Source organism: uncultured Thiohalocapsa sp., assembly GCF_913063425.1.
GTDB lineage: Bacteria > Pseudomonadota > Gammaproteobacteria > Chromatiales > Chromatiaceae > Thiohalocapsa.
In genome coordinates, this window is the sequence record NZ_CAJXYK010000006.1 from 44,733 (window position 1) to 57,762 (window position 13,030).

Genomic DNA, 13,030 nt, shown 5'->3' on the forward strand with positions numbered 1-13,030 from the left:
CGCCTCAGAAACGCGCCGCGGCGGCCGGCATTGCGGCCGTTTCGAGCTCCGTCAGCAGGCGATTCACCGTCGCCGCGCGCGCACCCCAGCCGTCTCCCCGCACCCGAAGACGCCGCAGCGCCCGACGCTCCGCAGGCTCTACCGCCGCTGCGCGCAGGGCATCTGCGGCGGCGTCGGCACCCGTCACCCGGGTGGCGAGATCGGCGAAGCCCCCGAGATTCAGCGCCCCGGCCACCACTGTCGGCAAGCCGGTGGCCAGTGTCTCCAGCAAGGGCAGGGCGGGCGCCTGCCCCGGCGGGGCATCGGGCCGGCGCAGCAGCAACGAGGCAGTAAAGAACTGCAGGTAACGCGGCAGCTGATCCTGCGGCCGGCTGCCCGCCACATGCACATTGGTCAGCCCGCGCAGGGCGGACAGATCGCAGTACACGGGCCCCAGCAGCATGAAGCGCCAATCCGGCAGCCGGTGCGCGATGGCCGCCAGCAGGCCCGCATCGAAGCGCTCATCGAAGCACCCGTGACAGCCCGCCACCGGGCCGGCGCTCGGCAGATCACGGGCGGGCTGCGCCGGCGTCGAGAAGAGCTCCAGATCGACGCCCGCCGGCAACAGCCGGGCGCGCGCAGCGTCGAGATCCCGCGCCGCATCGCGTGTGGGGACCAGCACCAGGTCAGCCCGCCGCAGGATGCGGGCCTCCTGCGCAGCATGCTCGCGCGCCGGCGCCGTCTGACTTGGCGGGGGCGTGCAGCCGGCCTGGTAGATCACCGGGCCGTCATTGTCATCGTCGAGCAGGGACGACGCCCAGGGCGACGCCAGCCACAGCAGCGGTCGGCGCAGGCCGTGGCGCTGCGCCGCCCGGGCGACACGGCGCGCCAGCAGTCGCGGGCTCACGAGCCGCGCCAGGGGATGGCTGCCGGCGCCCAGGTCTTCCGCAGTGAGCACCGGAAAGGGTGCGGCATGACACGCTTGGCCGCCCGCACTCCCCGGGGGCTGGACAGCGCTGCAGTCGAGTCGGTCACGCCGGAAGGCATCCGCGTCCACCCACAGGATCCGGCGGTCCAGCAGGAGCCGGGACATGAGCTGGAAGGTAGCGTTGGGTGCCCAGGGTCGGCGGTCGGCGACGACGATCAGATCGGAGCTCATGGAAACCCTGCGCTGTGAGACGGTGGCTGGAAGGTCCTGCGCCGCGCTTCGCGAAACCGCCTGCTGGCCCTGTGAATGCAAACAACGGACCGACTTCCGATTCGGGCGCGCCCTTTCATCGCGAACTGTAGTCACTGCATCGGCCCGAAACTGCACCTGGGTTAACAGTTTGGTGACGCGACCCGGAGCGCGACGTGCCGTTCGTCCGACCGGGGCCGCGCGTATTGCAATCTGCAACGCAGGCTGCAACAGCGTGGCGGGCGGAAGCCAGAGCTGAGCACAAGCGGCGCCCGCGGGCGCAGCGGCCTGGGCAAAACGGTGACACCGGGGCACTCGAAGCCGCACCCGGCGGCCACCACATGCTCGGGCGCGCAGCGGTCCGCCGCCGCGCACAACAGGCAGCCACCGGCGACAGGGGATCACAAGACATGAAATATCGGGATCTGCGGGACTTCATCGGGCAGCTCGAAGCCCGCGGCGAGCTCAAGCGCATCAGCGTGCCCGTGGACCCCCATCTGGAGGTCACGGAGATCTGCGACCGGACCCTGCGCGCCGGCGGGCCGGCGCTGTTGTTCGAGCAGCCCAAAGGCGCGTCCATGCCGCTGCTCGGCAATCTGTTCGGCACGCCGCGGCGGGTCGCCCTGGGCATGGGTGAGGAATCCGTGGACGCGCTGCGGGAGATCGGCAAGCTGCTCGCCTTTCTGAAACAGCCGGAGCCGCCGAAGGGCATGAAGGCAGCGCTGGAGAGCCTGCCCATTTTCCGCAAGGTGCTGGACATGGCGCCCAAGGTGCGCCGCAACCCGCCTTGTCAGGAACAGGTGCTCGAAGGGGAGGCCGTGGACCTGGGCCGGCTGCCCGTGCAGCACTGCTGGCCCGGCGACGCCGCACCGCTCATCACCTGGGGCCTGGTGGTGACACGCGGCCCGGAGAAGACGCGGCAGAACCTCGGCATCTACCGGATGCAGGTGCTGGGCCCGAACCGGGCCATCATGCGCTGGCTGGCGCACCGCGGCGGGGCGCTGGACTACCGCGACTGGCAGCGCCACCACCCAGGCGAGCCCTTCCCCGTCGCCGTCGCCCTGGGCGCGGACCCCGCCACCATCCTCGGCGCGGTCACCCCGGTGCCGGACACCTTGTCAGAGTACGCCTTCGCCGGCCTGCTCCGCGGCAGCCGCACCGAGCTCGCAAAGTGCCTGGGCAGCGATCTACAGGTGCCGGCGAGCGCCGAGATCGTGCTCGAAGGGCACCTCCACCCGGGCGACACGGCCCCGGAAGGCCCCTTCGGCGACCACACCGGCTATTACAACGAGGTGGACGACTTCCCCGTGCTCACCATCGAGCGCATGACCCAGCGCCCGGACCCCATCTATCACAGCACCTACACGGGCCGGCCGCCGGACGAGCCGGCCATCCTCGGCGTGGCCCTGAACGAGGTCTTCGTGCCCATCCTGCAGAAGCAGTTCCCCGAGATCGTGGACTTCTACCTGCCGCCCGAGGGCTGCTCCTACCGCATGGCGGTGGTGAGCATGAACAAGCAGTACCCGGGGCACGCCAAGCGGGTCATGATGGGCGTGTGGTCCTTCCTGCGGCAGTTCATGTACACCAAGTTCGTCATCGTCGTGGACGCGGACGTGAACACCCGCGACTGGCGGGACGTGATCTGGGCCATGACCACGCGCATGGACCCGGCGCGGGACACGGTGATGGTGGAGAACACGCCCATCGACTACCTGGACTTCGCCTCTCCCGTGTCCGGGCTCGGCTCCAAGGCCGGTTTCGACGCCACAAACAAATGGCAGGGTGAGACCGCACGCGAATGGGGCAAGCCCATCCGCATGGATGAGGCCGTCAAGGCGCGGGTGGACGCCCTGTGGCCGAGCCTGGGACTCGACTGAGCGCCACCGGCACACGCGGGCAGCGGCCCTTAAGCGCCGTGCTGCCCACCGGGAGCGGTGGCGCAGACCGTCCGGCTAGAAGCGCCGCGGCGGGCGCTCGGTGCGCGGCCGGGCCTCGTTGACCGTGAGCTTGCGCCCGTCGTGCATGGAGTCGTTCAGGGCCTGGATGGCGTCCCCCGCCTCGGCGTCATTGGGCATGTCCACGAAACCGAAGCCCTTCGACTGGCCGGAGAACTTGTCCTTGATGACATCCGCGCTGGCCACCTCGCCGAACTCGCTGAACATTTCGCGCAGCTGATCGTCGGTGACCGCATACTTCAGATTGCCTACATAGATCCGCATCGCTCTTTCTCGACAAGACCCGTGCATTGCCCGCGCTGAGACGGCCGCCGACCAACGCACAAATCGGCGACCCACAAACGACCACAGCAGGGCGGCGCAGCCTGCGCAGGGTGCACGGTGCCAGAGATGACACGCGGGCACGGCGGGCGGCAGCTCAGGTGCAGGCGGCGCTGCGGAGAACCGGGACATCTGCGGCGGGGCGGCGGGGCGGATACGGGTGCGCCACAGGCGCATCACGGGCCGGGGAGGTCAGCGGGGACCGGCGGCCCAGGGGGCATCCGCCGCGGCTGCGGCGCGACGACGACCTGGATGGTTTCCGATGGTGGCGCTTCAGCCCGGACCCTTTGCGCGCTGCGAGATGACTTGCAATCTAGTCCAAGGCGTTGGGGGCGTCAACGCGGCCCGCGGCCTTTTCGACGCCGCTGACGGTGAATCCGGCGGCCTCCACGGCCTGTACCAGCTCGGGTACCGCGAAGCCACCGCCCTGGATGCGTACGCGTCCGCTCCCCAGATCCGGCGTCGCCGCGGTGACCGTGTCCATGGCCTCCAGCGAGCGCTTCACGCTGCCGACGCAGTGCTGGCAGCTCATCCCCTGCACATGCAGCACTAAGCTGCCATCTGGGCTGCCATCTGGGCTGCCATCCGGGCTGCCATCCGGGCCGCTGTCGACTGCGCCCGCGACCAGTGCTGTGTCGGCGGCCGACGCGCGCGCCTGCCAGCGCCGCCACTGCAGCAGCCCCAGCAGCGCCAACAGCACCAGAACGGACAGGGTCGCAAGCCAGCCGCCGCCATGGTCATGGGCTGCGTCCAGCACGGGCGCCGCCGTCAGTACCTGATCGAAGAGCAGCCCGAAGCCGAGACTCATGACCACGACGGTGCCGAGATAGAGGCCGAGCACGACACCGCCCAGGGTGCGGAAGACCGCGCCGATGGTGGCGACGTTGGTGGCGGGGCCCGCCATCAGAAACACCAGTGCGGAGCCCGCGGGCATGCCGGCGGCGATCAGCGAGGCGGCGATGGGCACGGACGCCGTGGTGCAGACATAGAGCGGCAGCGAGATGACCAGCACCACCAGCATCCCCGCGAAGCCCTGGGCCCAGGCCTGCCCGGTGAAGAAGTCGCCGGGCACCAGGGCCGTGATCACGGCCGCCACCAGCACGCCGGCGATGAGCCAGTGATCGATGGCGGCGAGCAGGTCGAAGACCGCGTAGCGAACCGCGCCGGCCAGCCCGCGGTCGCTGCCCGGGACATTGAGGGCCGTTTCTCCCTCGGCACCGGCGGCGTGCTGTGCCCGCGTGAAGCGGTTCACCAGCACGCCGCCGACCACGCCGGTGACGAAGGCCGCGACGACCTTGAACAGGGCGAAGGGCCAGCCGAGGAAGGCGGCGCTGACGAGAATGGAATCCACGCCGGTCTGCGGCGTGCTGATCATGAACGAGGTGGTCGCCCCCTTGGATGCCCCCGACTTGCTGAGCCCCAGCGCTGTCGGGATCACCCCACAGGAGCACAGCGGCAACGGCACGCCCAGCAGCGATGCACGCACTGTGCTCGCGAGGTCAGGCCGGCTCAGGCGCTTGTGGATGGCCGCCGCGGGCACATAGACGTGCACCAGGCCCGCGATGAAGAGCCCGAGCAGCAGCGATGGCGAGAGCTCCAGCAGAATCTGCCAGAGCGCGGCGGGAAAGCTGGTGATGGCGTCCGGCATGGTCTGTCGTTGCGCTCAGGCAGTCGCTGCACGGGGAGGGGCGCACGCGCGGCGCGCGAGGCCCTCCGGGAGCCCTGGCTTCAGCCGTGTCTCCAGGGCTGGGGCAGACTCAATCGTCGTAGCGCTCCCGCGCTTCGCGCTCCTTCTGCTTTTGGTGCTGGTCATAGGCATAGCCGCCGAGGGCGCCCGCGGCGGCGCCGATCATGGCGCCCTTGCCGGCGTTCGCGCTGGTCGAGCCGATGGCCGCGCCGGCGGCGGCGCCGGCGGCTGCACCGGTGGTCGTGCGCGACGCCGTAGTGCCGCCGCAACCGGCGGCCAGGGTCGCCGCAACGGCGGCGACCAGCATCCATCTTCCAGGTGTGTTCATAGGGTCTCCACAAGTGTGCTCACAGGGTGGTTCAGCGCCGCCCGCAGCGAGCGGCCGGTGCTGCATGCGGCGCCGCATGCCGCACAGCCGCGCGCGATCAGTCGATATTGCCCTTTTGGTGCTGGTCCACCAGGTAGCCGCCGAGGGCGCCGGCGCCGGCGCCGATAAGCGCACCTCGACCCGCGTTGGCGCTGAGCGAGCCGACAAGGGCGCCGCCGGCAGCACCCATCAGGGCACCGCTGCCGGCACGCTCCCCCGTGGTCGAGCCGCAGCCGGTCAGGGTGAGCATGGTCAGGACAAGAACCGGAACAAAGAAGACTCGCGTCATGTCTGTGTGACTCCGATAAGGTGGTTCAGTTCGCGCACCCGCGTGATCCGCGGCGGCCATCAGCGACAGGGGTAACGGGCGGCGAGTGCACGCACCAGCCCCACCACCGGCAGCTCATCCATACGCTCGGCATTGTCCTTGTTGGCCTCCGCCCAGCTCAGGAAGGCGCGGCGCCCGTCGCCGACGGTGGCGTTCTCCGGATAGCAGATGAGCCGCCGCATCTTCTTCCGGTCGCTCACGGCGTCGTGGTACTGCACGGTGGCCTCGATGAAAGCGCGGCACGCAAAGGTCGCCGCCAGGTGCTCCGGCTGATCCGATGTGGTCGAGCAGACGGCGTACAGATCCTCGGTGGTATCGAAATTGAGATCCTCGTCCTCAACGGCGCCGGCCGGAGCGGCCGCGATGCCGAAGGCGCAGCAGATGGCCGCGGCTGCAAGGCGGTGATGGGCCTGCATGAACTGACTCCTCGTGGCTTTGGGTTGGTCTTGTGTGTTGTGGGCGCACGCTCACCCCGACGGGGCGCCATGCGAGCGGGCATGGGCGCGCCGCACTCCCGGGCTCACGCCGCGCACAGTTTCTTGCCACGCACCGCTGAGCTCACACTGTGGAGTCTAGCAACACGCCCGGCGGAAAGGCACAGCACCTGACGGCGACGGGTTACCGATCAGCAAAACAATCGGCGAGCCCGGCATCCAGGGTCGGATACCGCAGGGTCAGACCAAGCTCCCGAAGCAGCTTCCGGTTGCTGAGCCGCCGCGACTCCCGCAGGTAGGACAGCATGCCCGCCGAGACCTTACCCGGCGCCTGCGCGAGCGGGATCTGTGGCGGCGGCGCCACGCCGGCAGCGGTCGCCACGCGCAGGAAATAGTCCGTCATGGTACTGGGATTGCCGTCACAGACATTGTAGAGCGCGCCTGCCGGCGCCCGCTCCATGGCGGCGATACAGACGTCCACCAGGTCGTCGGCATGAATGCGGTTCGACCAGGGCGCCTCGTCGGCGCTCACCACGGGCTGGCCACTTTGGATGCGGGCGAGCGGCAGCCGGTCGCAGGCGTAGATGCCCGCAACGCGCAGAATCACCAGCTCCGCGCCGGTGGCCGCGCTCCAGGCGCGCAGGCGCTCCTCCGCATCCCAGCGGCGCAACGCCCGGTCGGCGGTGGGTGCGGGCACCCGTGACTCGTCCACCCAATCGCCGCCGCAGTCGCCATAGACGCCGGTGGTGCCCACGTACACCAGCCGCCGCGGCTGCCCCCGGTTGGCGAAGGCCTCGATGAGGCGCGCGGTCACCGGGTCCTCGCGGCCTTCGGCGGGGGGCGGCGCCAGATGGAGCACGGCCGTGCCTGCGGTGTCCAGCGCATCCGCCGGGTCCGACAGCAGGTCCAGCCGCAGCGCCCGGATGCCGAGCGACGGCAGGCGTGCGGCGCTCTCGGCGCTGCGCACCACGCCGGTGACGGCGGCGCCCTGGGCGGCGAGCCGGGCCCCGAGGAGACGGCCGATGTAGCCGCAGCCGATGATGATTACTGAGTTGCTCACGGTCCGGATTGCTCGGGTTGTGCAGCCCCGCGGTGGTTGCCATGGGGCCGGTGAAGGTGACCTGCACGGGCACGGCGGGGCTTGCGTGGCCGCCCGCGCATCGCGACATGTTAAGGTCCCCGCCCCTTGTCACAATGCCCAGCGACCGCACCGACAGCCTGTTCCGGAGGTGCGGCCCGGAGTACCAGGCCATGAGCTTCACCGTCAGCACCCTGCCCGCAGGTCACAATTTTTCCGTTGCGAGCGGCCAGACCCTGCTGGAGGCCGCCATCGCCCAGCGCATCGGCCTGCCCTATGGCTGCCGGGACGGCAAGTGCGGCAGCTGCACGGCACAGCTGGTGGCCGGCCGGGTCAGCTATCCCAGCGGCAAGACCGAGGCCCTGGCCGGACAGCCGGCGGACGCCTGCCTCACCTGCCAGGCGGTGCCCGAGAGCGACGTCACGCTGCGGGTGGCGGAGCTGGAGACCGTCGCCGACATCGAGGTGCGTATCCTCCCCTGCCGGGTGGCCGAGAAAACGCAGCTCGGCCACGACGTGATGCGCCTGCGGCTCAAGCTGCCGGAGACCCAGCGGCTTCAGTTTCTGGCCGGTCAATACCTGGAGTTCATTCTCGCCGACGGCCGCAGGCGCGCGTTCTCCATCGCCAACGCGCCGCACGACGATGCGCTGATGGAGCTGCACGTGCGCCGGGTGCCCGGCGGCGAGTTCACGGATTACATCTTCGATGAGCTGAAGGAGAAGACCGTGCTGCGCATCCAGGGCCCCCTCGGCAGCTTCGTGCTGCGCGAGCAGTCGCAGCGGCCCATGCTCTTCCTCGGCGGCGGCACCGGCTTCGCGCCCATCAAGGGGCTGCTGGAGCACGCCTTCCACCTGGGCCTCGAGCAGCCGATGACCTTGTACTGGGGCGTGCGCGCGGCGCGTGACCTGTACCTGCCGGAGCTGCCGGAGCGCTGGGCCGCCGAGCACCCCAACTTCCGCTGGGTCCCGGTGCTCTCGGAGCCCGACCCGGACTGGAGCGGCCGCCGCGGCTATGTGCACGAGGCGGCGCTGGAGGATCACCCGGACATCGCCGCGTACGACGTTTACATGAGTGGCCCGCCGGCGATGGTGGAGGCCGGGCGCGCCGCCTTCGAGGGCCGCGGTCTGTCGGCGGACCACATCTTCTCCGACGCCTTCGAGTACGCCGCGGACAGCCCGAGCTTCAAGGGCTGAGCCCCCCGCAGCGGTTTGAGCGCACTCGTCAGCGCGCCGGCGCGGGCCGCGGCACCGCCATGGGCGCTCGCGCGGCGGCAGCACCGGGCCGTTGCAGGCCATCGCGCAGCGCAGCCAGCTCCGCCGCCAGCGCGCCACGGCGGGCGTCCTGAGGACCATGCGGCGTGCCGGCGAGCCGCTGCGCCGCGAACAGGGCCGCATCCAGCAGGGCCACGTCGCCAGCCGCCGCTGCGGCGGCCGCCACACCCAGCTGATCGCGCAGCAGCTGCTTGTTGACGGGCGCCGCCGCAGGCTGGGCCGCGGCCGAGGGCGGCAGCCGCGCTGCCTCCCGGCCGAGGGCCTCCAGCCTGGCGTGCAGCCTGGCCCGCTCCACGGGCAGCAGGCTTGCGCGCAGCGCCACCTGCCGCGGGCTGGGCGGCGGCGGCCGGTCCGCGGTGGTCTTGGTCTCGGGAGCCTCCGGCGCCGATGCAGACGCCAGGTCGCCGCCCGCTGCCGCAAGCGCCGCCGCGCGCTCGGCCAGGGCCGCTTCCGCCGCACGCACCCGGGCCAGCAGCCGCGCCTGCTCCCGCTGGGCGGCGCTCACGGAGGCGCGCATCTCGGCCACGCCCGTGCGCAGACTGGCCCAATAGAGCTGCGCCGTCGCCACCGCGCCGAGGGCCAGCAGCACCAACAGCACCGAGGCGAGCAACAGGGGCCTGCGGCTGCGACGCGCTGCCGGGGCGTCCCGAGTCAAGGCTCGCCAACCCCGTCGGCGGCACCCCCTGCATCCGCGGCGAGCGCACAGAGCGCCGCCAGCATGCCGTCATCACCCGCTTCGGGGGCGACGGCGACCCGCGCAAAACCGAGCTCACGCGCGGTGTCCGCATTGCGTGCGCTCAACACCGCGAGCGGCACAGCTTTGAGCCAGGCATGCTCCGGCCCTGGCACCAGCGCCAGCAGGTTGTGCAGCACCTCGTCACTGGTGGCGGTGAGGTAGCCGAGCGCCCCACGCCATCGCGCCACCGCCGCGGCGGCGTCCACGGCCGGCAGTCCGCGGCGGTACACCTCGGCGTAGCCCACGGTGGCGCCCCGCTCGGCGAGGGTGGCACCGAGCAGGGCGCGACCGCCCTCACCGCGCACGATGAGCACGCGCCGGCCGGCCACCTGCGCCAGCGCGGGCAGTGCCAGCAGGGCCTCGCTGTCGAAGCCCGTCCCGGGCACGAGCGACGGGCTGAGACCCGCGGCGCGCATGGCGGCGGCGGTGGCCCGGCCGACGGCGGCGAGCCCGGCCTGCTGCGCCCGCAGCGCGTCACCAGCGAGCGCCAGCGCCTGCTCCACCGCATTGCGGCTGATGAAAACGATGATGTCCCAGGGTGCGGCAAGCAGCGCCGCGGCGGCCCCCGGGTCCGCCGGCGGCTGGATGTCCACGGTGGGGAAGCGCAGCGGCCGGCCGCCGGCGGCGGCGATAAGCCGGCAAAGCCCCTCGGCCTGGGCTGCGGGGCGCGTCACCAGGACGCCGCTGCCGGCGAGGTCGCAACCGTCTGCAACCCGGCCCCCCGTCACTGCTGCCGGGGACTGATGGGCTTGGACCCGTTCGTCGGGCGCGCTCATGGGCCGCGGGTCAGTCCTCGCGCAGGTCCGCCAGGATGGCGTCGGCGCCCTGATTGATGAGGTCGTCGGCGAGGCGCTCACCCAGGGCCTCCGCCTGGGCCGCGCCGGCCCGGCCCTGCGCCCGCAGCACGCGCTTGCCGTCCGGCGTGCCGACGAGACCGCGCAGGAACAGCTGCCCGTCTTCATGCACCGCATGGCCGGCGATGGGCACCTGGCAGCCACCCTGGAGCTTGGCGTTCATGGCCCGCTCCGCGTGCACCCGCTCCGCGGTGGCCTGATGGTGCAGGGGCTCGATGAGGGCATGCACGCGGGCGTCGTCGCTGCGGCACTCGATGCCGATGGCGCCCTGACCGATGGCGGGCAGGCTGTCTTCGACGGGAATCGGCGCGCGAATGCGCTCGGCGAACCCGAGTCGTTTCAGGCCGGCGCTGGCGAGGATGATGGCGTCGTACTCGCCGTCGTCGAGCTTGCGCAGCCGCGTGTTGACGTTGCCGCGCAGGGGCTCGATGCGCAGGTCCGGGCGGCGCGCGGCGAGCTGGCACTGCCGGCGCAGGCTGGAGGTGCCGACGCAGGCCCCCTCGGGCAGCTCGTCGAGTGCTGCGTAGCGGTTGGAGACGAAGGCATCGAGCGGGTCCTCGCGGTCCATGATCACCGCCAGATGCAGCCCCGGCGGAAAGTCCACCGGCACGTCCTTCATGGAGTGCACGGCGATGTCCGCGGTCCCCTCCAGCATGCCCTGCTCCAGCTCCTTGACGAACAGCCCCTTGCCACCGACCTTCGCCAGCGGCGCGTCGAGGATCTTGTCGCCGCGGGTGGTCATGCCGACGATCTCGACGGCGAGCGCCGGATGGAGCCGGGTCAGCAGCGCCGCGGCGTGCTCGGCCTGCCACATCGCGAGGGGGGATTTGCGGGTAGCGATCTTCAGGGTCTCGGGCATGGGATTTCCGGGGTCGATGGGCTGGCGAGCGCGCCAGCTTGAAGCGCGTTGGTCAGGCTGCTGCCGCCGGGCTCCGCTCAGCCGTGGCGCAGAAAGCGGCGGATCTCCGGCAGATGGCGCCGGCTCACGGGCAGGCGCTCGTCGCAGCCGGCGAGCACGGCGAGACTGGCGCCGTCGGCGGCCTTCTCCAGGCCCACCAGCTGCTCGATGGCCACCAGCGCATTGCGGTGGATGCGCACGAATCGCTCTGGGAATTCCTGCTCCAGTGCCTTGAGCGATTCGTCGATGAGCATGCGCCCGCCGGCGTGGCGTACCGTGACATATTTCTGCTCCGCGAGCAGATAGAGGACCTCGTCGATGTTCACCGTCTGCACGCCGCCGCGGTAGTGGGCGCTCAGGTGCCGCCGCCGCCCTCCCGGCTCTTCCGGGGCGGTGGCGGCGCGCTGCGGCCGCGTGGTGCGCGGCAGACGCTCCAGGGTAGCCTGGAGGCGCTCGCGACGCACGGGCTTCACCAGATAGTCGGCCACATTGTGCTCGAAGGCGTCGAGGGCGTATTCCGGATACGCGGTCACCAGGACCACCGCCGGCGGCGGGTCCAGCTCGGCCAGCGCGGCGGCCGCCTCCAGCCCCGTCATGCCCGGCATCTTCTGGTCGAGCAGCACCAGGTCGGCTTCGGTGTCGCGCGCGGCAGCCACCGCATCGGCGCCGTTTGCCGCTTCGCCGACGACTTCGTAACCGTCGTCGAGCTCGTCGATGAGCCGCCGCATGCGCTCCCGCGCCGGTGCCTCGTCGTCCACGAGCAGGATCTTCATGACTGCCTCCATGGGTAGGGGAAGACCAGCCGCACCAGATAATCGCCGTCCACCAGCGAGCGCGTGACCCGCGCTGCGCCGGGAAACATGGCCTCCATCCGCTGCGAGACGTTTTGCAGTGCCATGCCGTTACCCTTGTGCCGGCGCGCCTCGTCCGCCGGCCGCGGCAGGGTGTTGCGGATGCTCAGGTTCACCGCGCCGCGGCGCAGGCGGCCGACGATGCGGATCTCTCCGGGCTCCGCGGATGGCTGGATACCGTGGTAAACCGCGTTCTCGAGCAGGGGCTGCAGGATCAGCGGCGGCACGAGCGCATCACCGGGCAGATCTTCCAGGTCCCAGATCACGCGCATGCGCGCACCGAGGCGCTGGGCCTCGATGTTCAGATAGCGCCGGGAGAGCTCGAGCTCCTCGTCGAGGGTCGTGCGGTCGGCATCGGTGGCGAGCGATGCCCGGAACAGGTCCGCCAGGTCTTCCACGACTTCTTCTGCGAGACGGGGGTCGCTCTGGGTCAGACTGGCGATGGTGTTCATGCTGTTGAACAGAAAATGCGGACGGATACGTGCCTGCAGTGTCTTGAGCCTCGCGTTGGCCACAGCCTCCACCTGTGCACGCCACTGCTGATGCAGGTAAAGGTACCGCAACATCAACGCCCCGACGATGGCCGAAATCAGCCCGGCGCGGATCAGGAGCCCGCGCGCCCCGTCGTCGGGGAACAGCCCCGCTCCTTCCGCCCAGGGCACGAGTATCGTACACATCCAGGCGACAGTCACGGCGCTCACGACGATGACCACAAGCGCCGTCGGCACCACCGCCACCCCGGGCATGCGCCGCAGCGGGGTGCGCAGGATGCACAGCAGGCTCGCGGCCAGCATGACGATGCCGAGCACCAGCAGGGACAGGGGGCCGAGCCGTGCCCAGAAGCCGGACAGGGGGCTGGGCGAGGCGAGTGCCAGCAGGATGGCCAAGAGCTCGCCGTAGAGCACCACGCCGAGCGCCATGGGCAGGCTGCAGAAATCGGGCAGCAGCGCCGGCGCAGGAACGGCCGGCTGGGCCTCGCGGGACACCCTGGACGGGCGTCGGGTCGGCATGCTCCTCGGCATGGGTTGCGTGTAAACTCCTGGCTGCGTCACCGTCGCAGTGGGCGGCAATGCCGTTTTCCACTGGCTCAACCC

14 protein-coding genes are annotated in these 13,030 nt (G+C 71.0%); 2 read left to right on the top strand and 12 right to left on the bottom strand.

The genetic code is table 11. The features are described 5' to 3' along the window. Window positions 1-4: 4 nt before the first annotated feature. Window positions 5-1,138 (bottom strand): glycosyltransferase family 1 protein, encoded by a 1,134-nt coding sequence (locus QZ607_RS04470; protein ID WP_295880139.1) that lies wholly within the window; start codon window positions 1,136-1,138, stop codon window positions 5-7. A gap of 428 nt (window positions 1,139-1,566) precedes the next feature. Between QZ607_RS04470 and ubiD the strand changes: the two genes are divergently transcribed. Continuing rightward, window positions 1,567-3,033, top strand: a complete 1,467-nt coding sequence (ubiD, locus tag QZ607_RS04475) for a 4-hydroxy-3-polyprenylbenzoate decarboxylase (RefSeq protein WP_295880140.1) — start codon at window positions 1,567-1,569, stop codon at window positions 3,031-3,033. 75 nt (window positions 3,034-3,108) lie between these two features. On the opposite strand, the gene QZ607_RS04480 is transcribed toward ubiD, so the two are convergent. From QZ607_RS04480 to QZ607_RS04505, 6 genes are all read right to left on the bottom strand, one after another. Further along, on the bottom strand, window positions 3,109-3,375 hold the full coding sequence (locus QZ607_RS04480) for an RNA-binding protein (RefSeq protein WP_295880143.1): 267 nt from the start codon (window positions 3,373-3,375) through the stop codon (window positions 3,109-3,111). Between the two features lie 370 nt (window positions 3,376-3,745). Beyond that, the gene (locus tag QZ607_RS04485) at window positions 3,746-5,080 is read right to left on the bottom strand and encodes a permease (protein WP_295880145.1); all 1,335 of its coding nucleotides are present in this window, start codon (window positions 5,078-5,080) and stop codon (window positions 3,746-3,748) included. Window positions 5,081-5,189: 109 nt separating this feature from the next. Continuing rightward, complete coding sequence (locus QZ607_RS04490; protein WP_295880148.1) at window positions 5,190-5,426, bottom strand: glycine zipper domain-containing protein; 237 nt, start codon at window positions 5,424-5,426, stop codon at window positions 5,190-5,192. A 118-nt stretch (window positions 5,427-5,544) separates the two neighbouring features. Continuing rightward, a complete protein-coding gene (locus QZ607_RS04495) occupies window positions 5,545-5,775 on the bottom strand; it encodes a YMGG-like glycine zipper-containing protein (RefSeq protein WP_295880150.1) in 231 nt (76 codons plus the stop codon). Window positions 5,776-5,834: 59 nt separating this feature from the next. Then, window positions 5,835-6,230 carry a Rap1a/Tai family immunity protein gene (locus tag QZ607_RS04500; RefSeq protein WP_295880153.1) on the bottom strand — a complete coding sequence of 132 codons (396 nt, stop codon included), beginning with the start codon at window positions 6,228-6,230 and terminating at the stop codon, window positions 5,835-5,837. Between the two features lie 202 nt (window positions 6,231-6,432). Next, window positions 6,433-7,308: an SDR family oxidoreductase gene (locus QZ607_RS04505; protein WP_295880155.1), complete on the bottom strand. Its 876-nt coding sequence runs from the start codon at window positions 7,306-7,308 to the stop codon at window positions 6,433-6,435. 191 nt (window positions 7,309-7,499) lie between these two features. Between QZ607_RS04505 and QZ607_RS04510 the strand changes: the two genes are divergently transcribed. Further along, on the top strand, window positions 7,500-8,519 hold the full coding sequence (locus tag QZ607_RS04510; protein ID WP_295880158.1) for a CDP-6-deoxy-delta-3,4-glucoseen reductase: 1,020 nt from the start codon (window positions 7,500-7,502) through the stop codon (window positions 8,517-8,519). Window positions 8,520-8,547: 28 nt separating this feature from the next. On the opposite strand, the gene QZ607_RS04515 is transcribed toward QZ607_RS04510, so the two are convergent. The 5 genes from QZ607_RS04515 to QZ607_RS04535 form a co-directional block, all read right to left on the bottom strand. Beyond that, window positions 8,548-9,207 carry a hypothetical protein gene (locus QZ607_RS04515; RefSeq protein ID WP_295880161.1) on the bottom strand — a complete coding sequence of 220 codons (660 nt, stop codon included), beginning with the start codon at window positions 9,205-9,207 and terminating at the stop codon, window positions 8,548-8,550. A gap of 41 nt (window positions 9,208-9,248) precedes the next feature. Next, window positions 9,249-10,109: a uroporphyrinogen-III synthase gene (locus QZ607_RS04520; RefSeq protein WP_295880163.1), complete on the bottom strand. Its 861-nt coding sequence runs from the start codon at window positions 10,107-10,109 to the stop codon at window positions 9,249-9,251. A gap of 10 nt (window positions 10,110-10,119) precedes the next feature. After that, window positions 10,120-11,046, bottom strand: coding sequence for a hydroxymethylbilane synthase (gene hemC, locus QZ607_RS04525; RefSeq protein WP_295880165.1), 927 nt, complete (start codon window positions 11,044-11,046; stop codon window positions 10,120-10,122). A gap of 77 nt (window positions 11,047-11,123) precedes the next feature. After that, a complete protein-coding gene (locus tag QZ607_RS04530; protein ID WP_295880167.1) occupies window positions 11,124-11,858 on the bottom strand; it encodes a LytTR family DNA-binding domain-containing protein in 735 nt (244 codons plus the stop codon). Then, the gene (locus QZ607_RS04535) at window positions 11,855-12,946 is read right to left on the bottom strand and encodes a sensor histidine kinase (protein WP_295880170.1); all 1,092 of its coding nucleotides are present in this window, start codon (window positions 12,944-12,946) and stop codon (window positions 11,855-11,857) included. Before QZ607_RS04535 ends, QZ607_RS04530 begins: the two co-directional genes overlap by 4 nt. Window positions 12,947-13,030: the final 84 nt, after the last annotated feature.